Below are 26,024 nucleotides of genomic sequence, written 5' to 3' on the forward strand. Positions count from 1 at the left end.
GGAGTATTCCTGCAAAACGGGATGAGGGCGCCAGCAGGGGGCTGGCGCTGCAAAAAGGGGGATCAGCCGAGGCCGATCCATAGGCTCAATGATAGTCAGGCTGGCTTGCCATCGCGGCGAATATTGGCGTTGGCCTTGGCCAACTGCGCGTCCAGCAGCTCCCAGAAGGCCTGCGGCAGCTGCAGCTCAAGGGGAACGGCCCAGGCTTCAGGATGGCTGCGCCAGAGCTTGACGGCATCTTTCTCGGTGCAAATCAAGGGCTTGTCGTTTTCCAGCGTGCGAGAGAAGCTCTCGAAATCATAGTGATCGGGCAGGGCCTGGGTTGCTGCCGGAGTGATGCCCTGGGCAGCCAGCATGGCAAAAAAGGATTCGGGGCGTGCCACGGCGGCCACGGCCTCCGGGCTCCGAGCGGCCAGACTGCGCAGCGGGATGCTCTGGCCATGGCCGTTGTGGGCGGTGTCGGCCAGGCTGCGCTGCAGCGCGAAAGCCGGGGAACTGCCCAGTGGCCGGGGCGGCTGGCCGGCATGCAGTGTGGCCGTTACCGGGCGAGGCCAGGGCTCGCGCAACGGGCCTGCGGGCAGCAGAAAGCCGTTTCCGACTCCTTCATCATTGAAGACGCACAGCTCCACATCGCGTGCCAGGGCAAGATGTTGCAGGCCGTCGTCGCTCACGATCACGTCGACCTGCGGGTACCGCTGGCGCAGCTCTTGCGCCGCCTCCAGACGCCTGGAGGCGACAAAGACAGGCACGCCGGTGCTGCGCGCCAGCAGGGCGGGCTCGTCGCCGACCTCGCTGGCGGGGCTGTCCGGCAGTGCCTCACGGCAATCCTGTCCGTTCTCGATCCTGCGGCCATAGCCGCGCGAGATGATGGCCGGCTGCCAGCCCCTGGCCTTGAGGTGGGCCACCACGGCTTGAGTCACAGGGGTCTTGCCCGCGCCGCCCGCAATCACATTGCCGACGACGATGACTGGCAGACCCGTGCTTTGCTGGCGGCTGCGCATGCGCCTGGCGTTCCAGGCCTGCAGCACCCCATAGAGTAGCGATAGCGGCCACAGCAGCCAGGCACCCGCTCCACGCCGGCGCCAGAGGGCGCGCAAGCCATGTTGCGAGGAGGATGCTTGGACGGTGTTTTGAGGCATAGGGGTTGGGATCATACGGGCGCGGCCGGAGTTCCCGCAGTCAATCGGCCTGCGTGATGCGCAAATACCTGGGCCCTGATTCCGCGAGCTCGGGATCAAAAACTGCCAAACAGGCTGCCCAGCGCCACGATGACGGCAAGGGCAGCGACGGCCGGGACGATAGCCACCATGGCAATGTCCAGATAGGACTGGCGATGCGTGAGCCCACAGATGCCCAGCAGGGTGATGACGGCGCCGTTGTGCGGCAAGGTGTCCAGTCCGCCCGTGGCGACGGCCGTGACGCGGTGCAGCAACTGGGGCGACAGGCCGGCGGCCTCAACCATCTGCTGCCAGGTGCTGCCCAGGGTCTGCAGTGCAATACTCATGCCGCCCGAGGCCGAGCCGGTGATGCCGGCCAGAATATTGATGGCGATCGACATCGAGATCAGCGGGTTGTCCGGGTAGATGTTCAGCACCGCATCGCGTATCAGCGTGAAGCCTGCCAGCGAGGCGATGACAGCACCATAACCGACCTGGGAGGCCGTGTTCAGCAGCGGCAGGGCCGAGGCGCTGGCACCTTCGTCGAGCAGTTGCTTGAGCTGTGGCAGGCGGCCCCACCACAGGGCAACCAGCAGGCAGATTGCCGCGGTCAGGGCCGCAATCACGGCCCAGATGCCGCGCAGCGCCTCGATGCTGGTGGCGCCGAAACGGGCTTCGGCCAGATAGCGCGTGTCCAGACCTGCAAGCACATGCACCGATAAAAGATAGTTCAGAGCGATCACCACGGCAACAGGCAGCAAGGCCTTGCCCAGCTCCAGATGGCTGGGGGCGGCCTCTGCTGCTGGAGCAAGTTCGTCCGCCGGCTGCTGGGCTTCATCCTCGGCGGTAAAGCCTTCGCCTCTGGAGCGCGCCTGCGCGCTGCGCCAGTGCAGCCACCACAGGCCGAGCATCAGCATCACGGCTGCGGCGATCAGGCCCAGTCCCGGCGCGGCAAACGGCGTGGTGCCGAAATAGGGCATGGGGATCGCGTTCTGGATGGCCGGCGTGCCGGGCAGCGCCGTCATGGTGAAGGTAAAGGCTCCCAGCGCAATCGTGGCCGGCATGAGGCGGCGCGGGATGTCGGCACGCCGGAAAAGCGCCTGGGCGATGGGGTACACCGCAAAGGCCACGACAAACAAGGAAACACCGCCGTAGGTGAGAACGGTGCAGGCCAGCACCACGGCGAGTATGGCGCGCCGCTCGCCCAGTGCTGCCGCAATGCCTTGGGCAATGATGTGAGCCGCACCCGAAGCTTCCATCAGCTTGCCGAAGACCGCGCCCAGCAAGAACAGCGGAAAGTAGGCGATGACAAAGCCGCCAAGGCTGACCATGAAGATCTGGGTGTAGCTGGCCAGCATCAGCTCCGGTGCACCGAAGGCCACGGCCAGCAGGGCTGTCAGTGGTGCCAGCAGCAGCACACTGACGCCGCGATAGGCCAAAGTGATGAGCAGACCGAGTGAAAGAACGATGCCCAAAATGCTGATCACATGCACCTCTCTAAGCAAACCGTGCAGTCACGGCGTTCAATTCAAAAGCAGCGCAGCCTGTGCCAGGGCTGAGGCGGTACAGCCTCGTGGCAAGCCCATTGCGCCGCGTCATCGCGACACAGGTATGACAGCCGCCATCGTCTTTGATTCGCCGGCTTGCGTCGCTCAGGTCCCGAAGGGACGGCTGCCCAGCGTTTCCACCACATGGTCCACAAAGCAGGTGATGCGCGCCGCCAGTGCGGTGTTTCGATAGTAGACCGCATTGACGGGCTGGCAGATGTCCAGTGTCTGCTTGCCGAACAGCTGCACCAGATTTCCTTGCTCGCGGTCTGCGCGGGTCATGAAGTCCGACAGGCAGACGATGCCCAGGCCGGCCAGCGCCATTTGCCGGAGTGTCTCGCCGCTGGAGGAGGCAATGTCCGGGCGAATGCGCACGGCGTTGCCGTCGGCGTCGCGCAGCGGCCAGTCGTTGAGCGACTCGGGCTGGGTAAAGCCCAGCAGGCTGTGCTGGGCGAGCTGTGTCGGACTGGCGGGCATGCCATGGCGCTTGAGATAGGCCGGGCTGGCCAGCACGCGAATGCGACTGATGCCCACAGGACGGGCGTGCAGCGTGGAGTCCTTGAGCACGCCGATGCGAAATGCCACGTCGGTGCGCCTTTCGAGCAGGTCGATGATGCCTTCGTTGGAGTTCAGCTCCAGTTCCACCTCGGGGTAGCGCGCACGAAATCCTGCAATCAGCGGCACCAGCACATGCAGCATGAAGGGGGTGGCCGCATCGACACGCAATCTTCCCGCCGGCCGCATGCGCCGCGCCGCCATCAGCTCCTCCGCTTCGTCCACCGATGCCAGTATGGCGCGGGCATGCTGCAAGAAGGTGGCGCCTTCCTCGGTCAGCTCCAGGCGTCTGGTGGTGCGGCGCAGCAGCGTGGTCTGCAGCTTTTCTTCCAGGCGCCCCAGCGTGCGGCTGGTAGCCGAAATTGTGAGGCCCAGCAGCTCCGAAGCGGCCGTGATGGACCCCGTGTCCACGACGGCCACAAAGGCCTGCAATTCATCGAGCGTGGTCTTCATTGTTGAATTCAGTTCAAGAAAATTGAGGGGGTGCCAGGCTTGATCTGCAAATATCAACTGTGTGCACCGCCTTGGGAACTCGTCTGTGGCTCTGTTCGCCCCGGTCACCGGCGCATTGCCGAATTCACCTCTGTGGAACGACTGTTGGTGATTGCCGATGGCTCCCAAGCCTGCATGCCCGCAGCGGGCATGGCAGTTATGTCTGCTGGGGCACGTGTTGCCATCAAAGATGATGAAGACTGGTCACTGCTGGCGCAAGAATCGAGTTTTTATATTTGATTTTATTTCAAAAGAATTTGTGAAATACAGGGCTTAATCTACAAATATGGGTTGGGCAAACTTCAGGCATCGGAAAAGCCTGGCCTGATAGCAGACATGCAAGCTCAGGACTGGCTGCCGTCTTCAATCTCATTCAGGAGTTATTTCATGAACCATATTCCTTCCTTCGGGGTCGGCACCTTCCGCCTCTCCGGTCAGACCGTGATCGATTCCGTGCGCAATGCACTCGATGTGGGTTATCGCGCTGTCGACACGGCTCAGATCTATGGCAACGAGGCTGAAGTCGGCCAGGCCATCGCCGAGAGCGACGTGGCACGTGGCGATCTGTTTGTCACCACCAAGATCTGGGTCGAGAACTACAGCAAAGCCAAGCTGATCTCCAGCCTTCAGGACAGCCTGAAAAAGCTGCGTACGGACTATGTGGACCTGACCCTGATCCACTGGCCTGCACCTGGCAACGGCGTGGAGCTGTCCGAGTACATGGAGGCGCTGGCTGAGGCCAAGGCCCAGGGACTGACCCGCCAGATCGGTATCTCCAACTTCAATATCGAACTGACCAAGCAGGCCATCGCGGCCGTGGGCCAGGGCGAGATTGCCACCAATCAGATTGAGCTGAGCCCCTATCTGCAAGGCCGCAAGCTGACGGCCTTCCTCAAGGAGCAGGGCATTCAGGTCACTTCCTACATGACCCTGGCCTATGGCAAGGTGCTCAAGGACCCGGTGCTGGCGCAGATCGCGGCCAAGCACAACGCCACGGTGGCGCAGGTAGCCCTGGCCTGGGCGCTGCAGCTGGGCTATGCGGTGATTCCCTCGTCGACCAAGCGCGAGAATCTGGCCAGCAACCTGCTGGCGCGCGACTTGAAGCTGGATGCCGAAGACATGGCGCTGATCGCTGCGCTGGAGCGCAACGGCCGTGAAGTCAGCCCCGATGGCCTGGCTCCTGTGTGGGACTGATACTGGTGCCGTATTAGGCGCTTAACCGGGCGGCTTGAGCCGCCAATCCTGCCGCAGCGAGCAGGCCAGAGTACTCTGGCGACGTTTGCGTTTTCTCTTGAGCCAGCGTTCTAGCTTTTTCGCTTGATCCGGTGTGGAGATCAGGCGCAGGTTCTGGCGTAGCAGGCTTTCGCTGGCGGCAAGATCATTCAGCTCTCCGAGAGGTTGCTGGATTTTCTTGAGGCGTTTGAGCAGACGGTGATGATCTTTGGGCAGCAGAGGTCCGAATAGCTCCAGCAGATAACGAGTTTTCTTGCCAGCTTTTCTGACATCGTGAAATGCTTCGATATCTGGCTTGTTCGCTGTTATCGCCCGCTTGATGCGTTGGTGCAACTGCCGCCTGGACTTTGCGATCCGTGCTTCGGCAAGTGCTCCCAATCGCCGCTGGCGAGGCTTGGCGCGCAAGCTTGCCTCTGTTTGTGTCAGCGTTTTCAGCAGGCATGTCTGTATATGCGGAGGTGACAGGATTTCTCTGCCAGCCTGCAAGGCCGCCTCGCGAGCGACGTATATTGCGGCAATGTCGGCTGCACTGCATTTGTCATGACGGCTCAGCAGCTCGATCAGAATGTCGTAATCGCGGGCCTTGCCTGCTGCGCCGGCAATCGATTTCAGATAGCCGCGCTGCCGTGCATATTCCTCGGCGCCCATCAGGGGGCGGTAGAGCCACCATAGTGTCAGCAGATTGCGCAGCGCAACGCGCAATTGATGAATCCCCTCGGCGGCGGGCTCTCGGGCTATGTGCCGGGCCTGTTCGACTGCCGAGTCGACAAGCGGGGATGCGATAGCTGAAAACGCCACTGCGGCGTCTGGTTTGCCTTTGCCCATACGAGCTCCCGGGGCAGTTTTCATGAGGCTGAGACAAGCTTGCGACTAGCAAAGCGATGCTCCGGTCCGCATTGCTCTCGCTGCTGTTTGCCACAGTGTGCCATGTTCCCTGCCCTATGTCCGTGGGCAGCTTCTGAATTGCGGCGGGAGCGTTCAGGCCGGTGACTGGCCTGGGCAGTGATGAGTCTGAGGCCGGGCTTGGCTGCTACAGGTTGGCAACGAACACGGGCAGGCTCAAGACTGTTTTTGCACCAGGGCCGTTCGGCCCAGTCTTGCCCCAGTCGGCATTGAACCAGTCCTTCTTGACGATATGTTCTGCGACGGCGGCGAGCTCTGCAGAGGGGTTAATGGCGCAGCCGAAAGGCAGCCGGCCATGTGTGCTGGAGACAAGACTGAAGCGTAGCTGCCTCGTCTGTGCGTCATGCCAGCAATAGAAAAGCATGGATGAATTTCCGCTCAATTTCTCTCGCCTGGCTGTCATGACCTGGTTGATGAAATCGACAAGAGCTGCAGCACTGAGACCCTGGGACTCGTCATCGCACGGAGAAAAGCACCACAGATTGGACGATGCCTCATGGTTGATGTCGGCGGCGTCGATGACGACCTCGTCATCGCGTGCCATGGACAGCCATCTGCCTAAAGCCGGCGAATCCTTCATCGGGTTCTGTGAATGTCGAGGATGGGTCAATGGAGTTTGCTGTAGTGGTGCTTGTTTTGGCGCAGCGGCTGATGAGCGCATTCTCGAGAAGCTGGTAGCCAGTCATTGTGATGAGAGCTAAGCTTGCGGCCTATACCTCAGGAGTCTCGCATGCCACAGACCATTCGACTGCACCGTGTGATCAAAGCTCCGCCCGAACGCGTCTATCGGGCCTTCACGACCCCCGAAGCCATGGTCAAGTGGTTGCCGCCCCATGGTTTCGCGGCGCAGGTGCATGAATTTGACGCCCGTGTGGGTGGCCGCTATCGCATGAGCTTCATCAATTTTTCCGCCAACAGTCAAAACAGCTTTGGCGGCGAGTTTCTGGAGCTGGTGCCAGGCCAGCGCATACGCCATACCGACCGCTTCGAGGACCCGAATCTGCCGGGTGAAATGATCACCACCGTGAACTTGAAAGCCGTGTTTTGTGGCACCGAGCTGCATGTGGTGCAGGAGGGCGTTCCCGACGTGATTCCCGAGCAGGCCTGCTATCTGGGCTGGCAGGAGTCGCTGCAGCTGCTTGCCCTCCTGGTGGAGCCGACCATCCCTGACGGAGCGTGAAAACGACGCAAAGCGCGACACTGACGGCCCGAGCTCAATGCATGCATGGTGTGGTCCATGCGTCGGCGCTCCAAGAGAGGGGCAGAAACAAAAAAGCCCGCTTTTCAGCGGGCTGTCTTGCTTGCAAGCTCTGGTTTTGCTTGCGATGTTTGGTAGGCGCGATTGGACTCGAACCAACGACCCCCACCATGTCAAGGTGGTGCTCTAACCAGCTGAGCTACGCGCCTGTCGTCGATGGGATGAATTCTAGCAGCGGAAAAATGGTGGTTTGAGCAAAGTCGCGACTTTTTTGCGCCTGAGGCAAAATTTTTTCAAATCCGGCAAGCGGCTCAAGGCTTGCCGGGGCGCTGTTGATTCGCTACTAAACTTTGATGTGTTTTCCATCAATTAAATCGGCAACCCCATGACAAAAGCACAAGCAGGCATTCTGGCGTCTCTTCCTGAACAGGGGCGCTATGTTTTCTTCACCCTGGTCGGTGCAGGTGCAGATTTGCAGAACAGTCTGAAGAACTTGCAGACCAGTGTTGACGGTCAGCAGGTAGTGGCGGGTCTGGGCCTGCAGGTGCTGCAGCAACTGGACAAGAAACTACCGCTGATGCGCGAGTTCCCGCACCTCAAGGGCCCGCAGTTCGAAGCACCCAGCACACCTTATGCGCTGTGCCTGTGGCTGCGCGGCGATCAACGCGGTGAGCTGATCGCTCTGACGGCCAAGCTGACCAACTTGCTGGCGCCGGTCTTCAAGCTTGATCACATCGTGGATGCCTTTGTGCACCAGCGTTCGGACAACGGTCACGGCCGTGATCTGACCGGTTATGAAGACGGCACTGAGAACCCCGAGGACGATGAGGCCGTGGCAGCCGGCATTGCGGCAGAGCAGGGGGCAGGCATGAACGGCTGCAGCTACTGGGCCTTGCAGCAGTGGCAACATGACTACTCTGCCTTTGGCTGCATGAGCACCATGGAGCAGGACCATGCCGTGGGTCGTCGCCGCAGCGACAACGAGGAACTGGACGATGCCCCTGAATCGGCCCATGTCAAGCGCACGGCGCAGGAGAGCTTTGAGCCGGAAGCCTTTGTGGTGCGACGCTCAATGCCCTGGTGGAGCGTCAGCCCGCAGGGCAGTGATCGCAGCGGCTTGATGTTCTCCGCCTTTGGTTGCAGCTTTGACGCTTTCGAGGCTCAGATGCGCCGCATGCTGGGCATGGATGACGGCATCAGCGATGGACTGTTCCGCTTTTCCAGGCCGCTGACGGGCTGCTATTTCTGGTGTCCGCCGGTTTCTGGTGGCAAGCTGGATCTGACGGTGCTGGGACTCCAGGCCTGAGAAATGGCATGGGTGCAAAGAAAAACGGGCCATCTGGCCCGTTTTTTCATGTGCTGCCCATTCCCCGAGAGGCTCCTACTTGGCCTTGCCTGCGCTGGCCGAGGTCTGGGTGGCAAACGTGATCTGCGACAGTCCCGCGTGGCGGGCCGCTTCCATGACGGTCACCACCGACTGGTGCGGGGAGTTGGCATCGGCACTGATGATGACCACGCTGTCATTGCCCGCTGTTGCCGCACCGGACAGGGCGGCGGCAACAGAGGAGACGCTGCGGTCATCCACGCCTTGCTTGTTGACGGAGTAGCGGCCATCAGCAGAGACGCCGACGATGATTTCCTTGGGGCGATCGCGTTGCTGCTCGGTGTCGGCCACGGGCAAGGTCAGTTGCAGCTCGGTGAACTTGCTGTAAGTGGTGGAGAGCATCAAAAAGATCAGCACCACCAGCAGCACGTCGATGAAGGCGATCAGATTGATCTCGGGCTCATCGCGGTGACGAGGACGGAAGTTCATGATGGATGCGTTCCGCTTCTTACTTGGCAGGCTTGATGCGGCCCAGATGGCGCACGAACTGCTCGGACGCCAGTTCCATGCCCAGCAGATAGCCGTCCACACGGGCGCGGAAATAGCGCCAGAAGATCAACGACGGAATGGCCACCATCAGGCCGAACGCCGTGTTGTAGAGCGCAATCGAGATGCCATGGGCGAGCTGGGCGGGGTTGCCGGCGCCGGAGCTGGCTCCGGGCTGGGAGCCGAAAATTTCGATCATGCCGATCACCGTGCCCAACAGGCCCAGCAGCGGCGCGGCCGAGGCAATGGTGGCCAGGGCGCTCAAATACTTTTCCAGCTTGTGGGCGGCAGCGCGGCCCGCGCCCTCCATGGCCGAGCGCAGCTCTTCCTCGCTGCTTTCGGGATGTGCCTGGCGGGTACGCAGACCAGTGGCCAGAACCTCACCCAATACCGAGCTTTGGGCCAGTTGCTGGGTGGTTTCAGCGCTGGGCAGGTGCTTGGTGGAGACCGAAATCGCTTCATTGAGCAGATTGGTCGGCGCGACCTTGCTGGCTTTCAGCGAGGCAAAGCGCTCAAAAATCAGGGCCAGGGCCAGAATCGAGCAGGCAATCAAAGGCCAGATAGGCCATCCTGCGGCTTGTATGATCGACAGCAACGTTGCTCTCCCTCGTCGTTCAGAAATTGCAGCCGACGATTATGACCCACTGCCGTGCCGCTGCGACCCGTTTTTACAGGCCTCATACGGCAGGCTTGAGCCAGCGCAGCAAGATCGTGCGGCAGCGCTTGAAGCGCAAGGAGCTTGGAGCGGCAGAGCAGGCACAAAGTGCTTGCGATTCTTTGCGAATGCTTTCGCGTATATCACAGAAATCTGTGGATAACTTTGTGATCTAGTTGCTATGCCGGGCAGTTATCTGCTTCGCTTTAAAGGCTTGTTACGAGTTTGACACCTGTATGAAGCCTTATAAGTTGTTTTAAATCAATAGGATGGATGATTTTCCTCATGTGTTGTTTAGGATTTTTCTGGCTTTGTCGCCGACAAGGCTGGACGCCGACATCTGTGGAGAATCAGGCCCGCGTAAGACCTCGCTGACACCGCATGAATTCAATGTTTGAACGTCCAAACTCAGCAACCACGCCGCATGTGTGGGAAGTTGGCGCGCTATGCCACGCCATTGGCGATGCCTTGCAGGCTCGCTTCAATCCGGTCGCGGTGCGCGGCGAGCTCAGTGGCTTTTCGCGCGCTGCCAGCGGGCATTGCTATTTCAACCTCAAGGACGCGAGCGGGCAGATTCGCTGTGCCATGTTCCGTCGTGCGGCCGAGCAGGTCGGTTTCTCGCCACGTGATGGCGAGCTGGTCGAAGTCAGAGGGCGTCTAGGCGTCTACGAGCAGCGTGGCGATCTGCAACTGGTGGTGGAGAGCATGCAGCGAGCCGGGCAGGGGGCCTTGTTCGAGCAGTTTCTGCGCCTCAAGGCTCAGCTGGAGTCCGAGGGCCTGTTCGACCCTGCGCGCAAGCGATCGCTGCCGCCCTTGCCGCGCGGCATTGGCCTGGTCACGTCCCTGGGGGCGGCCGCCTTGCACGATGTGGTGACGGCGCTGCGCCGCCGCGTGCCACATATCCCGGTGGTAATTGTTCCGGCCCTGGTGCAGGGGCTCCAGGCGCCGCAATCGCTTGTGCAGGCGCTATCAAAACTGTATCTCCTGACGCAAGAGGGACAAGATGCAAGCGGCGACTTGCGTGTTGATTCCGCGCGCAGCCGGTGATCGACACCATCTTGCTGGTGCGCGGTGGCGGCTCGCTGGAAGACCTGTGGGCCTTCAACGACGAGCAGCTGGCGCGCACCATTGTGCAAAGCCCGGTGCCGCTGATCAGCGGCGTGGGTCACGAAACCGACTTCACCATTGCCGATTTTTGCGCCGACCTGCGCGCGCCCACGCCAACGGCTGCGGCCGAGCTGGTAGCCCAGCCGCGCGAGGTCTGGCTGGGGACTCTGGGTCTGATGCAGGACCGGCTGGACAATGCCGTGCAGCGTGTGCTGGATCGCCAAGCCCAACGCCTGGATATCGCTGCACAGCGTTTGGGGCGGCCCAGCGAGCAGTTGGCGCGCAATCAGCTCCAGCTCAGTCGTCAGGCGCAGCGCCTGCGCCACTCCATGCTATTGAAATTGCAGCGGCTTGCGCAGAACCAGCAAGCGATACAGGTCAATTTTCCCAATATCTTCCAGCGCAGTCTGGAGCAGCAAAGGCAAACGCTGGATCGTATCGACCTGCGCTTGCAACTGCTGGACCCGCGCCTGGTGTTGCAGCGCGGCTATGCCTTGCTGACGGATCAGCAGGGCAGGCCTGTGACCCAGGTCAGGCAGGCCGTTCCGGGAACGGCACTGAAGGCTCAGCTGTCGGACGGAGCGGTGGATGTGGTGGTCACTCAGCCGCGTCTGCTTTGATGCTCGCCAGCCACAAGCTGGCTGCAAAACACCTGCACGCTAACCGGGTTCTTCATCAGAACTCTTTTGCAATCGGCGCAGGCAATGCAACAGGGGCCAGCGTTCATGCGCTGTAAGCCGTGAGCGCATGCTTTTGGCTGCGTGCGCAATAGTCCTGATGAGTGGCGCGCAGCCTCTCAGTTCTTTCTACAATGGTTCGGTTAGTGCAATACTTGACGTCTGTAGTACAGCAATGTGCCGGCCGGCACAGCGGTCACCGCTCAGGCGCCTTGGCACTGGACGGCCCCCAAAAATTTCAACCACGAGGAAAACCATCATGGAACGCACTCTGCCCCCCCTGCCATACGCTATCGATGCACTGGCTCCGTTCGGTTACAGCCAGGAAACCCTGGAATTCCACCATGGCAAGCACCATAACGCCTATGTGGTGAACCTGAACAACCTGCAAAAGGGCACCGAATTCGAAAACATGGATCTGGAAGAAGTCGTCAAGAAGTCTTCCGGCGGCATCTACAACAACGCTGCCCAGATCTGGAACCACACTTTCTTCTGGAACTGCATGACCCCCAACGGCGGAGCAGAGCCTACAGGCGCTCTGGCTGATGCCATCAACAAGAAGTGGGGCTCCTACGCCGAGTTCAAGAAGGCTTTTGTGGCTTCCGCTGCCGGCAACTTCGGTTCCGGCTGGACCTGGCTGGTGAAGAAGGCCGACGGTTCCGTGGACATCGTCAACATGGGCGCTGCCGGTACCCCCCCTGACCACCGCCGACAAGGCGCTGCTGACCGTGGACGTGTGGGAACACGCTTACTACATCGACTACCGCAACCTGCGTCCCAAGTTTGTCGAAACCTTCCTGGAAAAGCTGGTGAACTGGAAGTTCGCCGAAGCTAACTTCGCTGCCTGATCACGGCAATACGGTATCAGGTCTGCGGCTGCACGGCTCGGACCTGATCGTTGGCAAAAACCTCCGCAAGGAGGTTTTTTTATGCCTGTCTGCTAAGAATGAGGAGTTTTAGGTCTCCAGTTTTGATGGGGAAAGTGCAGGCAGCTATGTTTTTGATGACCTATTGATGCATGGGAGAGACTGGCATGGAGGAGCGTGAAGGCCTGGGCAGTCAGGCGGTTTCCGGGCTAATGGTGGCAGGCGCTCGCATGCCCGTGTACTTTCTCTGCCATGGCGCAGGCCCCTGGCCCTGGGTGCCGGAGATGTACGACTGGCATGCGCTGATGGCCGAGGGCTTGCGCAATATTCCGCGCCAACTGGCGCGCAGGCCCCGGGCCGTGTTGCTGATCTCCGCCCATTGGGAGGAGCCGGTTTTCACCGTGCAGAGTGCCGCCCATCCTGGCATGCTGTATGACTATGGCGGCTTTCCGCCGCAAACCTATAACCTGCATTACCGTGCACCCGGCTCGTCTGAGCTGGCAGGCAGGGTGCAGCAGTTGCTGGCGCAGGCTGGAGAGGACGTGCGGGCTGACGACCAGCGCGGCTACGACCATGGCATGTTTGTGCCCATGACTGTGATCTATCCGCAGGCCGATGTGCCCGTGCTTCAGCTCAGCCTGCGCAGCAATCTGAACGCTGCAGAACACCTGGCCGTGGGCCGTGCGCTGGCCCCGTTGCGTGACGAGGGAGTTCTCATCATTGGCAGCGGCTCCAGCTATCACAATATGCGTAGCTTCGGCCCCGTGGGGCGGGCGCCTTCCAAGCTGTTTGACGATTGGTTGGCCGAGACGCTGATGCAGATGACACCTGCCGCGCGCAGCCAGCGGCTGGCCGAGTGGGATCGGGCCCCCGGCGCGCGTATGGCCCATCCGCGGGAGGAGCATCTGCTGCCGCTGATGGTGGTGGTGGGGGCGGCGGAGCAGGACCTGGCCTGCCGTGTTTACTTTGAAGAGGCCTTCATGGACTCGGCCACGCTGTCCAGTTACTGCCTTCAGGCCGGGGCGTAGCTCAGAGCTCCGCTTATTCCTGCTCGTCCAGTGGTCCATTCAAAAATTCTTCTCTGTCATCGTCAATCGAGTCGGCGGACGCTTGAAGATAGGCTGAGAAGCTGGGGGCAATCCAGCAGACCTGGTCGGGGTCGTGCACATAGGCAATGATCTGGCCGCGCTGTCCTTCAGGACCGGGATGATGATCGGCCATTAACACGATGTCGCCGTAGAAGCTGGCAAACGGCTGCCAGCCGGCGTGCCACCAGCGCCCGCTCAGGCGAGGGTCCTGGGATGCGGGGCCGGCCAGATCCCACATGCGCTGGGCTCGACTTTCCATGCGGAGTGCCAGGGCTATGGCCTGAGGTGGCGTGAGAAGGTCCAGTGCATCTACAAAGCTCGGCCGCTGAAACAGGGGCTGGGTGCTGTCGGCGCTGCTGCCTGCAGTCAGGCGCCAGAATGCGGCCAGATCGGTATCCAGAGGCCCCAGCGCGGCGGCCAAAGCGGCCAGATCCTGTTCGCTGGCTGGCGGCAAGGGGTGAAAGCGCAGCTGGAATGCGGCATACACAGCCTGCAAATGCGCAAGATATTGGTCAGGTGTCATGGCGGCAGGCGCAGTACTCCGAGGTAAGTGAATTGGACAGCCAAGTCGGGCTGACAGAGGGTGTTGGGAAGTGACTGTTTTGGTACAAAGTGTGGCTCTTTGGATTCTCAGTGTAGTAAATCCGCGCTCTTTGCCTCATGCCAACACTCCTTGCGCCAGAGGCAGTCATTGTGTTGCGCTAACCAGTTGAATCCATAGACGATAGCGATCAGCATAGTGCCACTGGCGTACTTGCTTTTTTGCGTGGTGTGCATTTGAAGCGCTTCTTATGTGCTTGGAACTCAGTCTGAGGCCGGAAACTATAAGGTCGGCAGTTGCTTTTGGGTTTCGACCTTTGAGTGTCATCTAAACAAAATGGATGCCCGACTCGACGCTTTAAAATTGGAGAACTTGCAATCTCATATGAGGTCGGAAGTGAGAATGTAATAAGCTATGATGCACACGAAGTGCAGATTCAAAGTAGCTAGGCTTGCAAACGCCAAATTACTTTGCTCGCTATAGATTATTAGTTGTCGTCAGTCATCATTGAATTTGTCAGAATAAATTTTCAGGCGTATCTATGCGTCGCATGATTATGCTGTCTTGAAAATCCATTGATGTTAAAAATACCTTTTTCTTTGCTATTGGGTGCGTAATTTCAATTTAATGGATTATCTTGAAAAGAATGAACTATCCCGTGACTGAGATGTTCTGAAATCTTCGGCCCATTTCTGGAAATCGCTGGAAGGCATAGGTTTGGCGATGTAGTAGCCTTGTGCAATATCACAGCCAAGATCCTTGAGCAGATCCCAGTGCTCTTTGGTCTCCACACCTTCGGCAACTGTCTTCCGCCCGAGATCATGTACGAGATCAATGGTGGAGCGCACAATCGTGGCAGAATCCCGATCGCGATGCATTGCAGAAACGAATGATTGGTCGATCTTGATGTAATCTACTGGTAGTTTTTGTAGATAGCTCAATGAGGAGTACCCCGTTCCAAAATCATCCACATAAAGAGGAATCCCAGCATCGCTCATCTCGCTCAGTGCTCGTAGAGCATATTCAGCATGCTCCATTACGGTGCTTTCCGTAATTTCGATTTCCAATAGTCCGGTTGACACAGAGCGCTCTGAATGCCATTGGCGATACTTGGCGAAAAGCTGTTCATCTCTGAAGTTTCGCGCGGAGAGATTGATTGCAATAGGAACAGCACAGCTTTTTGCCTGCCAGCTCTGCAGCAGATCAAGGGCTGCGACAATAACCCATTCCGTCAAAGGCTTGATCAAGCCTGTTTGCTCAGCCAGGTCGATAAACAATCCGGGAGGAATTAGTCCTTTAATCGGATGCATCCAGCGTACCAAGGCCTCTGCTCCACAGATTTGCCCGGAGGAAAAATCAACTTTTGGCTGTAAAAATAGTCGCAGCTGATTGCCAGCAATGGCTCGCCGAAGTTCTCCTGCCATGGTCAATCGTCCCGCTTGATTTTTCTGATGTGACGGGTCGAATACGCACTGGCTCAGTCCGCGGGCCTTGGCTTGATGGGTGGCCTTTCCCATTTGACGCAATAGTTCATCGGCAGTTGTGCCGTGTTCGGGAAACAAAGCTATGCCAGCTCTTGCACTGACATCCAATTCAATATCTGCGATCGGGAAAGGGCGGGAGATGGTTTTTTCCAACTCTTCGGCCAAGGCTACGGCGGAACCTCTATCCAGAGTGGGCGCTAATACTGCGAATTCGTCTCCGCGTAAACGAGCAATATGTGCAGAATCGGGAATGCTTTGCCTTAGGCGCTCTCCGAAGTCTCTAAGAATCTGGTCCCCATTAGAGAAACCTAGCACCTCGTTTATTTCTCGAAGGCGTTCAATATTGAATTGCAAAGCCGCGATTGGCTCTGGATGTGAAGAGCTTCCCTCAATTTTCGCAGTCAGAACTTCCCTGAATTCAATCGAATTGGGTAGTCCAGTCAAGGGATCATGGCGCAGCATATGATTCATCTCTGCTTGTACACGTAGTTGTTCTGAGCGTGTACGCAGAATGGAAATACCAAAAGCTAGATCGTCCGCTGACTCGGTCAGCAATGCGATTTCATCTTCGCCGAACGCGTCTGGTTCGGTGTCATAAATGGATAGTGCACCAATGACTTCGCCCTCAACCAATAAAGGGCAAGATACACCTGATTTCAGTTCACCAAGCTTGTCGCTCCATCGAACATGGTTGGAATCTACACGCATGTCTCGGACAAATTGAACCTTGCCGCTGCGAATTGCGCTAGATGTCAGGCTTTGGCCTAGCTCCGTATCGGCTGCTATGAGTCCTAGACTGCGAAGTGCTTCTATACCGCCTGGATAATTGCACTCGGCCATCGGACGTAGTTGTTGATCTGGCTCGTCACCCGAATACCAGACTGCAGCCATGCCATAGCCTCCTGCAGCCACGATGGCTCGGCACATGTTTTCAAGCAGACTCTGTTCTTCGCTGGCTCGTAGCATGGTGCGATTACCGGCGCTCAAGGTTCGCAGTCCGCGGCCAATATGCTCTAACTCATGCACTCGTTGTTCAAGTTCCCCATTGAGCGTCTGGATACGTTCTTCATAGTGCTTGCGCTCAGTAATATCGGTGCCCAATACGTAATAGCCAGCAACCGTTCCATCGGCTTGGTGTTTGGGAACATACTGAATAGTCTGCCAAACTCCTGGAAAGGGCTGCCAATCATATGTTTGCGGCTCTCCTGCGAGGACCTTGCCGATCAAGTCATTGGCAACAACATAGCGTTCCTCTCCGAGGATTTGTCTTACCGACTCACCCGTGATGTCTTCGCGGTCAGGTGCAAAGCACTCCCGGTACTGAGTGTTGACGTACTCGTAGTGCTGTTGTGCATTAACGTAGGCAATCAGCGCCGGAACGGCGCTGATGACGTTGTGCAAATGGCTTTGAATCTCATGCCATTGCAAAGTGCGTTGGTGCACGTCAGCTTCAAGTGACGCGTTTTGCTCACGGATGATCCGTTGTGCCTTTCGCTCCAAAGTAACGTCCCTAAAGACTAGTACAGCACCTCGTAGTTGGCCTTTGGAGTCGCGGATGGGGGCGGCGCTATCAGAGATTGGACGTTCGGTGCCATCTCTGGCAATGATTGAGGTGTAGTCGGCAAGTACCTGCACTTCCCCGGTGGCTAACACCGTTGCTACAGGAATATGAGCAGGCTCGCGGGTCTGCTCATGAATGATATTGAATACTTCCTCGATAGAACGGCCTTGAGCCTCATTGATACTCCAGCCTGTGAGCTGTTCGGCCACTGAATTCATGCGAGTGATTCGCCCTTCAGTGTCTGTTGCGAGTACTGCATCGCCGATCGAGTGCAAGGTAGTCACAAGGCTTTCTTCATTGTCAGCCAGAGCACGCTGACTGGCTTCTGTTTCGCGCAATTGACGTCTTATCAGAAGATAGGAGGAACCCAACAGCAAGATAAGTGCCACAGCGACCAATGCTCCAGCCATCACCAGCTTATGACGCGCTTGCTTGTGCTCGGCCTCTTCCAGAGCGAGTCGCAGGCGCGCCTCGGTATCCATCTCGCTCAGCAATTCATAGGTGCGCAAACGCGTGGATGCAAGCGTAGTTGCGGCAGCAAATGCATTTGCTGCCTTCTGACCTTGGGTATTGCGCAATTTTTCAATTTGGCGTGCAGCTGCCATGCGCTGGTCAATGACTTTACGCAGCTCTGTCCAGCGACGTTGTTGATCTGGATTATCGATCGTTAGTTGCCGTATTTTTTCCAGCGAAAGCTCTCGCTCAGCCATCGCTGCATTTCGCTCGGCAATATGCTCGGCATTACCTGTCAGGCGGAAATTTTGAGTGGTTAGTTCAGATTGGAGAGAATAGCCTCTGACGCGATCTATATTGTTGAGCAACTGGTGTGCATGTGTCACCATTTGGGCGGCTTTGGCTGCATCATTTGCAACTTCCCACGTCGATAGTGCCATTGCGATCACTACCAGCGCAGCTGTTCCAAATGCTGTGACAACCTTGGACTCGAAACTAGACCTCCGCACCATAGAACGCGCTCCTACGCTAGATGCAGGCCGCACAAGCCATTTTCACTTGCCGCGGGCCTAGGCTGACATCACCATCCATGCAAGGGATCCAGACACTCCGGATAGGAGGAGTGTGCAGGGTCCATCAACATGCAAACTGAGGGATACAAGCTCAAATATACAAACAATATGCGATTTGTTTCATTTGTTGTCATTGGTTCACATTGCAGAGGAGTCGAAATTTGCGAAATTCTGTGTGTTGCTTGGCCTTGAAGCGTCCGTTTGCTAGTTCGGCAGAGCAATCTGATATTCAGTAGCCAGCAGATAAATAGCGTTCTTTTTCAGCGTTGTTGATACGATCAAGACGCATTACAAAGATGCTGAATTCAAGTAGCTGAGAATTTTTACGGCCGATCTCTCAACAAGAGATCGCTTTTTTCTTTTAATTCTTGAGTCATATCAATTTGGAGAACCTTATAAAAACACCCGGCCTTGAATGAAGATTGAGCAGTTTTCAGGAGTGGTGTTCGACTAGGGTTCGGCATACGAAAGCGAGCGAGGTGGCGAGGCTATCGCTGCATCCGGCGTCCTCCTGAGCGACTTGATCTTCTCAGGCGGCTCAAATGGCTTGAAGTTGCTGGACTTGGGCCGGAAGCCCGGCTGGGGCATGTGGGCAAGCCCTTGTCGCAGCCCGCTGAATGTGGCCTTGCTCACGGCGTGGCTGACCCTATCAGCGGCATATCTGTGAATGACAGGCGACGCTTACATCGAGCAGCTTGCTTGGGCACAGATGGATCGATACGGTAGGGCACAGCCGCTGGGAGACCGAAGACTATGATGTGTCGCTCGAGTGGGAGCAGTACGAGCTGACGGCTGAAAAGCCCAAGGAAATCAAAGGCAAGGCCGCCATCAGCATCAACGACCGGATTCTGCAATCCAGGCATGCTTCAAGGACTTTGAGATGGAAGCCCGGCGGCAGGAGTGCGCGGTTGGCGGCGATGCGAATCAGCGCGAACGTGGCGAATCGGCGACTTACAGCTGGGCCAAGAGTGAGGAACCTCCGGGGCAGTGTTGAAAGAATCGCCAGTGGGCGAGCAAGAACGGTCGCCGCGGCAGTCGGGAGAAATAAAAAGTGGCCGCTAGGGCCACTTTCAAATCTCAAACTGAGAACGATCTTGATCTTTGATCCAATTCGGAGGCTTTCCTCGACCGGACCAGGTCTGGCCTGTGGTTGGGTCACGATATTTTGGAGCCACAGAGCCAGCCTCGCGTTTTTGTTTTTGCTTGGCGGCAGGGAAGACATCATCCTGTGTCAGCCCGAAAGCCTCGATCAAGCCTTTGATTTTTTGCACCGCGTCTGCGACTTCAGTCTTGCGGGCGGCAGCAATCTGCTGCTCAAGAGCCTCGCGTTGCGCCAACAAATCCTTATAAGAATGTGTACTCATCTAAAAGAGGTCCTATGTAAAGTTATGAACCAGCACTAAAGGGATGCACCCATACATGAGATACGTCGTTTATGCAGTTGGTTCACTTTCAATCGAAAGTGACCGCGTACATTGTGTCTTGATTTGAGGTGCGTCAACTCCAAAAGCTGAGGCGCACACAAAAAATAAGATGAGCTTTAGAGACAAGCAGGTACTGAAGCGTCTCGTATTGCACGACGTCTTATTCAAAGATACGGAGGGATTGGCTAGGTGTGACCAGAAGCCATCTATTGAGTGCCCACAAAGCATTCGTTCGGCGCTCGCGGCCAGCCGACTTGAGCCGCTCGGTCAGAAGTGACCCATATGGCTTTGCAGGACTCCTTTTCAGCAAAAACCTACAGGGCAGCTAAAGGCCTGTTCTTGCCAGTGCTCCCGGTTGGAGGTCAACTGGTCAACGCATCCATCCAACGCCCCCATCGTCAACGGAGACTGGTCGATGGGTGATAAAACAACACATTCGAGGACGTGATCGCTTGCCAATTTGTCAGCCTTGGTGCCAAAGCCTGTGCTACTTTGTGCCAAAGATGGCGCAAATTTGTGCCAAAGGCCGCGCAACGCAACTCTCTTCAACGCAACTTGCACGGCTGTGATGGCCGCTAAATGAATGCGGCAGTGCGACTTTTTTACATGGAAGAAAACCGGGGAAAAAAGCCTGTTTCCCAATGAAAACGCCTTTTGAAAGTTGAGCTAAATCCTTGAGTCTTGTACAAGACTTAAAAAAACCGGCCCGGTTGCGCGTAGAATTTTGTATTGTGGGAACGCATTGCATCAAGAAAGTGTCGTCCCGCTGTGTCAGGCCCCATTGCGCAAGCCCGGGATGCAGGCCCAAGGCACCTTTCCCCCTTTTTTCACAACCTGAGACAAGAGATGAGTACGCAGCAACCCACCATCATCTACACCTTGACTGACGAGGCTCCCCGCCTGGCCACCAGCGCATTCCTGCCCGTGATCCGTGCTTTCGCAGCACCGGCTGGCATCAATGTGGAGACCAGCGATATCTCGCTGGCAGGCCGTATCTTGGGCGAGTTCCCCGACTTTTTGACCGAAGCCCAACGCGCTCCGAACAACCTGGCTGAACTGGGCAAGCTGACGCTGACGCCTGAAGCCAACATCATCAAGCTGCCCAATATCTCCGCATCCGTGGGCCAGCTGCAAGAAGCGATCAAGGAATTGCAGGGCAAGGGCTACGCCATCCCCGACTATCCTGAAACCGCCACGACCGATGCCGAAAAGGACATCAAGGCACGCTACAACAAGTGCATCGGCTCTGCCGTGAACCCCGTGCTGCGCGAAGGCAACTCGGATCGCCGCGCGCCTGCAGCGGTCAAGAACTACGCCAAGAAGCACCCCCATTCCATGGGTGAGTGGAAGCAGTGGTCGCAAACCCATGTGTCGCACATGGAAGAGGGCGACTTCTACCACGGCGAAAAGTCCATGACGCTGGACAAGGCCCGCGAAGTGAAGATGGTGCTGGAGACCAAGTCAGGCAACAGCATCGTTCTGAAGGACAAGGTCAAGCTGCAGGCAGCAGAAGTGATCGATTCCATGTTCATGAGCAAGAAGGCCTTGTGCGCCTTCTATGAAAAGGAAATCGAAGACTGCCGCGAGTCGGGCATCCTGTTCTCGCTGCACGTGAAGGCCACCATGATGAAGGTATCCCACCCCATCGTGTTCGGTCACTGCGTGAAGATTTTCTACAAGGAAGCCTTCGAAAAGCATGGCAAGCTGTTCGATCAGCTGGGCGTGAACGTGAACAACGGCATGGCCAATCTGTACGAGAAGATCGAGACCCTGCCTGCTTCGCAGCGCGAAGAAATCATCCGTGACCTGCACAAGTGCCAGGAGCACCGTCCGCGCCTGGCCATGGTCGATTCCGCCAAGGGCATCACCAACTTCCATTCGCCCAACGACGTGATCGTGGATGCTTCCATGCCCGCCATGATCCGCGTGGGCGGCAAGATGTGGGCCGCTGACGGCAAGCCTTACGACTGCAAGGCCGTGATGCCTGAGTCCACCTTTGCCCGTATCTACCAGGAAGTGATCAACTTCTGCAAGTGGCACGGCAACTTCGACCCCAAGACCATGGGCACCGTGCCCAACGTGGGTCTGATGGCGCAAAAGGCTGAAGAGTACGGCTCGCACGACAAGACGTTTGAGATCGCCGAAGACGGCGTGGCCAACATCGTGGACATCGCCACCGGCGAAGTGCTGCTGAGCCAGAACGTGGAAGCTGGCGACATCTGGCGCATGTGCCAGGTCAAGGATGCTCCTATCCGCGACTGGGTGAAGCTGGCGGTGACCCGTGCCCGCAACTCCGGCATGCCTGCCGTGTTCTGGCTGGACCCCTATCGTCCCCACGAAGCCGAGCTGATCAAGAAGGTGCAGACCTACTTGAAGGAATATGACACCAACGGCCTGGAAATCCACATCCTCTCGCAAGTGCGCGCCATGCGCTACACGCTGGAGCGCGTGGCCCGCGGTCTGGACACCATCTCGGTGACCGGCAACATTCTGCGTGACTACCTGACCGACCTGTTCCCGATTCTGGAACTGGGCACTTCGGCCAAGATGCTGTCCATCGTGCCTCTGATGGCCGGTGGCGGCATGTACGAAACCGGTGCTGGCGGCTCCGCTCCCAAGCATGTGCAGCAGCTGGTGGAGGAAAACCACCTGCGCTGGGACTCGCTGGGTGAATTCCTGGCTCTAGCCGTCTCGTTTGAAGACCTGGGCATCAAGGAAAACAATGCCCGCGCCAAGCTGCTGGCCAAGACTCTGGACGAAGCCACCGGCAAGCTGCTGGACGAAGACAAGTCGCCTTCGCGCCGCACCGGCGAGCTGGACAACCGTGGTTCGCAGTTCTACATCGCTCTGTACTGGGCCCAGGCGCTGGCTGCTCAGACCGAAGATGCAGCACTGGCGGCCAAGTTCGCACCTCTGGCCAAGAGCCTGACCGAGAACGAAGCCAAGATCGTGGCCGAGATGAAGGAAGTGCAAGGCAAGGCTGCCGATATCGGCGGCTACTACATGCCCGACGTGGCCAAGCTGGACGCCGTGATGCGCCCCAGCGCCACCTTCAACGCCGCCATCGCGTCGGTGTAAGCCAGCTTGCCTCGCAGAGCGGGTTGCCCCGTCTGCGTGCAGGCAATGCCTCATAAAAAGCCGGTGGACCTGAAAAGGTCTCCGGCTTTTTTGTGTCCGGCCTCAGTAGTTGCTATATAAATAGAAGCTGTATGTGTATGATGAATAAGCGCTGTAGCTTGATTTCATTCGAATTTATGAAAGGTGCTCCATGTCGCTGTATCAGTGCCCGTGCTGCGACTACTTCTCGCTGGATGAGCGTGGCGAGTACAGCATCTGCAGCGTCTGCTTCTGGGAAGACAGTGGCTGGGATGTGGACTGCCCGGATGAATACTCAGGCCCTAACCACATGACGCTGCGCGAAGGTCGGCGCAACTTTCAGTACTTTGGTGCCTGCGATTACCGAATGCTCAAGAGCGTGCTCCCACCGGCAGCGCGCAGCCGCTATCGACATAGTCCGCGTGTTCTGCGCAGAGTGGCATCAATCGGCGTGGGGCAGTGACCGTCTGGCCTCGTCAACCCAGCGCAGGAATCGTATGCCTGGGTGCTGACGCAGCAGCGGATAGCGTTGGCGGTGGTGGCAGTCCCAGTAACTGGCGGCCTGCTGCTTGCAGGTAATCACAAATTCGGGGTTTTCGGCAGCAAAATGCCCGTAGCTGTTTGGCAAAAGTCTATGAGTCTGGGCTGCCAGATGCTCGGCAATTTCCAGTACATACTCGCCAGCCGCGCGGACCAAAAACGGCAGTACCCAGTCGCAGTCATACGACAGCAACTGGCGCAGACAGGCTTCGCGCACTTTACCGTTGGCGTGGCGGCTGCCCAGGCACAGGGCCAGTTGCTGTGTGGGGCCGCTGCTTTCTTGAATGCATTGCTGCAGCTCACGTTCGTCGTAGTACACGCGGTAGGGTGCATGCAGCAATTCGCCATTGATGCTTACCGTGAAGCCGGGGCAGGACTCAAGCGCTTGCGATTTGTCCAATCTCCGCAGCAGTGCAACAGCGATATCGCTCAGTGCCTGTGGAAACTGCGGCTGGTAGAGCATGACGGATGCTGATTCCGGCGGTGCTTAGCGATTGAAGGGCGCGCCGCCCAGCTTGGTGCCAGCCTTGATGCCGCGCTTGGCAAACCAGCCCTGGTTCATCTCCAGCACATAGCGCACGGGCTTGGCCGAGCAGTGGGAGTCTTCGCTCATGGGTTTCATGTCGGCCAGATTGACGATGGTGCCGTCATCGGCCACAAAGGCCGCTGTCAGCGGCAAGATGGTGTTGCGCATCCAGAAGCACTGCACGCCGGGTACTTCGAAGACGAAGAGCATGCCTTCCTGTTGCGGCATCTCCTTGCGGAACATGAGACCGATTTCGCGCTGCTGCGGCGTGATGGCCAGTTGGGTGTCGATGCGGTACATGCCGGCCGTCAGATCGATGCGGCGCAGATTCGTCTGCGGCTGACCTTCGTCGCGGGCCATGGCCGGGTTGCCGAACAGGCCCAGCAGGGCGCTGCAGGCCAGGGCCAGCAGCGGGGCGCGCCAGCCGGATTTGGGGATTGTCTTGGTGGGGAGGTTCTTCATGAGCCTTGCATGCCAAACAGGAAGTCGGAAGTCACAAGCCTATAGCAATCCGCGTGGGTTGCGGTGCAAATCGCTGTCGCAAATAGGCGGCCGGAGCCGGTCTGCAAAATGCAAAGCCTGCAGAACTTTCCGTTCGGCAGGCTTTGGCGTGAGTCAGGTCCGGCGTACAGAAGCATGGCGTGCCGGTATCGCCAGACCGGCTTTCAGCGCGCGATCAGGCTGGCTTGTGCATCTTTTTGCTGCTGTGCTGCATATGATGCTTTTTGGCAGGTTTGGCCTTCATATGCTTGACGGTGGGCGCCGCTGCTGTTGCGGCAGGTGTGGCAGGCTGCGCCGGCGCGGCGGCTTGAGCAAAAGCGCCAGCAGCGAACGAACCAGCAATCAGGACAGCGAGTAGTTTTTTCATATATGCCAATTTCCTAAAGATGCGGCAATGCCAGGTTTCAGGTTGAAGTGAGGAGCAGCCCATCTGTCCCCCACACCCTCTCAACGGCAGCTCTGTGCCGCCGTTGACAGGTTTTTATGCTGTATTTCTTAAAATTTGCTTAGAGCAAGGTGCCAAAATCGGGGGCAACAAAATAGCACCAAAAAGGTGCGCCACCGCGCAGTATTCAAGACTAGGAGATTCCACAACATGAGCACGTCCCAGCACATCCAGGTTCCGCCGCAAGGGGAGAAGATCAGCGTCAACGCGGACAAGACACTGAATGTTCCGAGCCAACCCATCATTCCCTTCATCGAGGGCGATGGTGTCGGTGTTGATGTGACGCCGGTGATGCGCAAGGTGGCAGACGCAGCCGTTGCCAAGGTCTATGGCGGGCAGCGCAAGATTGCCTGGATGGAGGTGTATGCGGGTGAGAAGGCCACGCGCATCTACGGCCCCGATGTCTGGCTGCCCGAGGAAACCGTGGCCGCGGTGCGCGACTATGCCGTGTCCATCAAGGGCCCGCTGACCACGCCAGTGGGCGGCGGCATCCGCTCGCTGAACGTGGCGCTGCGCCAGGAACTGGATCTTTATGTCTGCCTGCGCCCCGTGCAGTACTTCAAGGGCGTGCCTTCGCCGCTCAAGGAGCCCGAGAAGACGAATATGGTGATCTTCCGCGAGAACTCGGAGGACATCTACGCGGGCATCGAATACGCGGCCGGCAGCGAGAAGGCGAAAAAGCTCATCGACTTCCTGGCCAAGGAAATGGGCGCCAACAAGATCCGCTTTCCCGAAACCTCGGGCATCGGCATCAAGCCCGTCTCGCGCGAGGGTACGGAGCGCCTGGTGCGCAAGGCCATCCAGTACGCCATCGACAACAACAAGCCCAGTGTGACCTTGGTTCACAAGGGCAACATCATGAAGTACACGGAAGGCGCTTTCCGTGACTGGGGCTATGCCCTGGCGCAGCGCGAGTTCGGTGCCGAGCTGATCGACGGCGGCCCCTGGTGCCGCATCAAGCACCCGAAGACGGGCAAGGACATCGTCATCAAGGACTCGATCACCGACGCCTTCTTGCAGCAGATTCTGATGCGTCCGGCCGAATATTCGGTGGTGGCCACGCTCAACCTCAACGGCGACTACATCTCGGATGCGCTGGCCGCGCAGGTGGGCGGGATCGGCATTGCGCCCGGTGCCAACCTGTCGGAGAGCATTGCCTGCTTCGAAGCCACCCATGGCACGGCGCCGCGCTATGCGGGCAAGGATTATGTGAACCCCGGCTCCATGATTCTCTGCGCCGAGATGATGCTGCGCCATATGGGCTGGCGCGAGGCTGCGGATCTGATCGTCGAGTCGCTGGAAAAAGCCATCCAGAGCAAGCATGTGACCTATGACTTCGCCCGTCTGATGGACGGTGCGACCCAGGTGTCCTGCTCGGGCTTCGGGGATGTGGTGATCTCGATGATGGACTGAGCTGAGCCGCCTGCCTGGCAGCTTTGAAGATCTGCCGGCACTGCCATCTCAGCGGCCGCACCGTTTCAACGGTGCGGTTTTTTTATACCTTCTTACCTGGCGCTTGTAGTCCTGAGGCTG

At 58.1% G+C, this 26,024-nt stretch carries 24 protein-coding genes, 1 tRNA gene and 1 pseudogene; 11 read left to right on the forward strand and 15 right to left on the reverse strand.

Going from position 1 to position 26,024, the window contains the following annotated elements; all coding sequences use genetic code 11:
* Nucleotides 1-95: 95 nt before the first annotated feature.
* The 3 genes from lpxK to V8Z78_RS12450 all read right to left on the reverse strand — a co-directional run bounded on the left by lpxK (nt 96) and on the right by V8Z78_RS12450 (nt 3,712).
* Nucleotides 96-1,139, reverse strand: a complete 1,044-nt coding sequence (gene lpxK / locus V8Z78_RS12440; RefSeq protein WP_057092556.1) for a tetraacyldisaccharide 4'-kinase — start codon at nt 1,137-1,139, stop codon at nt 96-98.
* A gap of 95 nt (nt 1,140-1,234) precedes the next feature.
* On the reverse strand, nt 1,235-2,644 hold the full coding sequence (locus V8Z78_RS12445; RefSeq protein ID WP_349731461.1) for a GntP family permease: 1,410 nt from the start codon (nt 2,642-2,644) through the stop codon (nt 1,235-1,237).
* Nucleotides 2,645-2,809: 165 nt separating this feature from the next.
* A complete protein-coding gene (locus V8Z78_RS12450) occupies nt 2,810-3,712 on the reverse strand; it encodes a LysR family transcriptional regulator (protein ID WP_003062896.1) in 903 nt (300 codons plus the stop codon).
* 144 nt (nt 3,713-3,856) lie between these two features.
* Between V8Z78_RS12450 and V8Z78_RS12455 the strand changes: the two genes are divergently transcribed.
* On the forward strand, nt 3,857-3,991 hold the full coding sequence (locus V8Z78_RS12455; RefSeq protein WP_349731462.1) for a hypothetical protein: 135 nt from the start codon (nt 3,857-3,859) through the stop codon (nt 3,989-3,991).
* Between the two features lie 147 nt (nt 3,992-4,138).
* Nucleotides 4,139-4,945 carry a 2,5-didehydrogluconate reductase DkgB gene (gene dkgB / locus V8Z78_RS12460; protein ID WP_349731463.1) on the forward strand — a complete coding sequence of 269 codons (807 nt, stop codon included), beginning with the start codon at nt 4,139-4,141 and terminating at the stop codon, nt 4,943-4,945.
* A gap of 21 nt (nt 4,946-4,966) precedes the next feature.
* Here dkgB and V8Z78_RS12465 read toward each other — a convergent pair whose 3' ends face one another.
* Nucleotides 4,967-5,809 (reverse strand): CHAD domain-containing protein, encoded by an 843-nt coding sequence (locus V8Z78_RS12465; protein ID WP_349731464.1) that lies wholly within the window; start codon nt 5,807-5,809, stop codon nt 4,967-4,969.
* Between the two features lie 205 nt (nt 5,810-6,014).
* The gene (locus tag V8Z78_RS12470) at nt 6,015-6,548 is read right to left on the reverse strand and encodes a hypothetical protein (protein ID WP_349731465.1); all 534 of its coding nucleotides are present in this window, start codon (nt 6,546-6,548) and stop codon (nt 6,015-6,017) included.
* A gap of 69 nt (nt 6,549-6,617) precedes the next feature.
* Here V8Z78_RS12470 and V8Z78_RS12475 point away from each other — a divergent pair, with 69 nt between their 5' ends.
* Nucleotides 6,618-7,067 (forward strand): SRPBCC family protein, encoded by a 450-nt coding sequence (locus V8Z78_RS12475; RefSeq protein ID WP_003062911.1) that lies wholly within the window; start codon nt 6,618-6,620, stop codon nt 7,065-7,067.
* Nucleotides 7,068-7,217: 150 nt separating this feature from the next.
* Here the strand turns inward: V8Z78_RS12475 and V8Z78_RS12480 are convergent.
* A tRNA-Val gene (locus tag V8Z78_RS12480) sits at nt 7,218-7,294 on the reverse strand.
* Nucleotides 7,295-7,470: 176 nt separating this feature from the next.
* On the opposite strand from V8Z78_RS12480, the gene V8Z78_RS12485 reads away from it, so the two are divergent.
* Complete coding sequence (locus V8Z78_RS12485) at nt 7,471-8,391, forward strand: Dyp-type peroxidase (RefSeq protein ID WP_349731466.1); 921 nt, start codon at nt 7,471-7,473, stop codon at nt 8,389-8,391.
* Between the two features lie 75 nt (nt 8,392-8,466).
* Here V8Z78_RS12485 and V8Z78_RS12490 read toward each other — a convergent pair whose 3' ends face one another.
* Together V8Z78_RS12490 and V8Z78_RS12495 are read right to left on the reverse strand one after the other, a co-directional pair.
* On the reverse strand, nt 8,467-8,898 hold the full coding sequence (locus V8Z78_RS12490) for an ExbD/TolR family protein (RefSeq protein WP_349731467.1): 432 nt from the start codon (nt 8,896-8,898) through the stop codon (nt 8,467-8,469).
* A 19-nt stretch (nt 8,899-8,917) separates the two neighbouring features.
* Nucleotides 8,918-9,550 carry a MotA/TolQ/ExbB proton channel family protein gene (locus V8Z78_RS12495; RefSeq protein ID WP_003062918.1) on the reverse strand — a complete coding sequence of 211 codons (633 nt, stop codon included), beginning with the start codon at nt 9,548-9,550 and terminating at the stop codon, nt 8,918-8,920.
* 450 nt (nt 9,551-10,000) lie between these two features.
* Between V8Z78_RS12495 and xseA (V8Z78_RS27135) the strand changes: the two genes are divergently transcribed.
* The 4 genes and pseudogenes from xseA (V8Z78_RS27135) to V8Z78_RS12510 all read left to right on the forward strand — a co-directional run bounded on the left by xseA (V8Z78_RS27135) (nt 10,001) and on the right by V8Z78_RS12510 (nt 13,288).
* A complete protein-coding gene (gene xseA, locus V8Z78_RS27135; RefSeq protein WP_502878841.1) occupies nt 10,001-10,657 on the forward strand; it encodes an exodeoxyribonuclease VII large subunit in 657 nt (218 codons plus the stop codon).
* A gap of 17 nt (nt 10,658-10,674) precedes the next feature.
* Nucleotides 10,675-11,337 (forward strand): exodeoxyribonuclease VII large subunit, encoded by a 663-nt coding sequence (gene xseA, locus V8Z78_RS27140; protein ID WP_502878843.1) that lies wholly within the window; start codon nt 10,675-10,677, stop codon nt 11,335-11,337.
* 316 nt (nt 11,338-11,653) lie between these two features.
* A pseudogene (locus tag V8Z78_RS12505) lies at nt 11,654-12,242 on the forward strand (superoxide dismutase).
* Nucleotides 12,243-12,427: 185 nt separating this feature from the next.
* Nucleotides 12,428-13,288: a DODA-type extradiol aromatic ring-opening family dioxygenase gene (locus V8Z78_RS12510; RefSeq protein ID WP_349731468.1), complete on the forward strand. Its 861-nt coding sequence runs from the start codon at nt 12,428-12,430 to the stop codon at nt 13,286-13,288.
* A gap of 13 nt (nt 13,289-13,301) precedes the next feature.
* Here the strand turns inward: V8Z78_RS12510 and V8Z78_RS12515 are convergent, their stop codons facing one another.
* The 4 genes from V8Z78_RS12515 to V8Z78_RS12530 form a co-directional block, all read right to left on the reverse strand.
* The gene (locus V8Z78_RS12515; RefSeq protein WP_349731469.1) at nt 13,302-13,871 is read right to left on the reverse strand and encodes an SMI1/KNR4 family protein; all 570 of its coding nucleotides are present in this window, start codon (nt 13,869-13,871) and stop codon (nt 13,302-13,304) included.
* A gap of 650 nt (nt 13,872-14,521) precedes the next feature.
* Nucleotides 14,522-17,899, reverse strand: coding sequence for an EAL domain-containing protein (locus tag V8Z78_RS12520; protein WP_349731470.1), 3,378 nt, complete (start codon nt 17,897-17,899; stop codon nt 14,522-14,524).
* Between the two features lie 1,130 nt (nt 17,900-19,029).
* Nucleotides 19,030-19,323, reverse strand: coding sequence for an H-NS histone family protein (locus tag V8Z78_RS12525; protein ID WP_003067427.1), 294 nt, complete (start codon nt 19,321-19,323; stop codon nt 19,030-19,032).
* Nucleotides 19,324-19,686: 363 nt separating this feature from the next.
* Nucleotides 19,687-20,025, reverse strand: a complete 339-nt coding sequence (locus V8Z78_RS12530; RefSeq protein WP_349731471.1) for a hypothetical protein — start codon at nt 20,023-20,025, stop codon at nt 19,687-19,689.
* Between the two features lie 204 nt (nt 20,026-20,229).
* Between V8Z78_RS12530 and V8Z78_RS12535 the strand changes: the two genes are divergently transcribed.
* On the forward strand, nt 20,230-22,461 hold the full coding sequence (locus V8Z78_RS12535) for an NADP-dependent isocitrate dehydrogenase (protein ID WP_003067431.1): 2,232 nt from the start codon (nt 20,230-20,232) through the stop codon (nt 22,459-22,461).
* A gap of 190 nt (nt 22,462-22,651) precedes the next feature.
* Entirely contained in the window at nt 22,652-22,942 is a 291-nt protein-coding gene (locus V8Z78_RS12540; protein ID WP_046460190.1) for a CPCC family cysteine-rich protein, read from the forward strand.
* Here V8Z78_RS12540 and V8Z78_RS12545 read toward each other — a convergent pair.
* The 3 genes from V8Z78_RS12545 to V8Z78_RS12555 all read right to left on the reverse strand — a co-directional run bounded on the left by V8Z78_RS12545 (nt 22,922) and on the right by V8Z78_RS12555 (nt 24,476).
* Entirely contained in the window at nt 22,922-23,482 is a 561-nt protein-coding gene (locus V8Z78_RS12545; protein WP_349731472.1) for a hypothetical protein, read from the reverse strand. The two genes, V8Z78_RS12540 and V8Z78_RS12545, sit on opposite strands and share 21 nt — an antisense overlap.
* Nucleotides 23,483-23,506: 24 nt before the next feature.
* Complete coding sequence (locus tag V8Z78_RS12550) at nt 23,507-24,007, reverse strand: DUF192 domain-containing protein (protein WP_046460192.1); 501 nt, start codon at nt 24,005-24,007, stop codon at nt 23,507-23,509.
* A gap of 214 nt (nt 24,008-24,221) precedes the next feature.
* Nucleotides 24,222-24,476, reverse strand: coding sequence for a hypothetical protein (locus tag V8Z78_RS12555; protein ID WP_502878842.1), 255 nt, complete (start codon nt 24,474-24,476; stop codon nt 24,222-24,224).
* 165 nt (nt 24,477-24,641) lie between these two features.
* Between V8Z78_RS12555 and icd the strand changes: the two genes are divergently transcribed.
* Nucleotides 24,642-25,904: an NADP-dependent isocitrate dehydrogenase gene (icd, locus tag V8Z78_RS12560; protein WP_003067439.1), complete on the forward strand. Its 1,263-nt coding sequence runs from the start codon at nt 24,642-24,644 to the stop codon at nt 25,902-25,904.
* Nucleotides 25,905-26,024: the final 120 nt, after the last annotated feature.

Origin of the sequence: Comamonas sp. wu1-DMT (assembly GCF_040187805.1) — a bacterium.
GTDB classification, from domain to species: domain Bacteria; phylum Pseudomonadota; class Gammaproteobacteria; order Burkholderiales; family Burkholderiaceae_C; genus Comamonas; species Comamonas thiooxydans.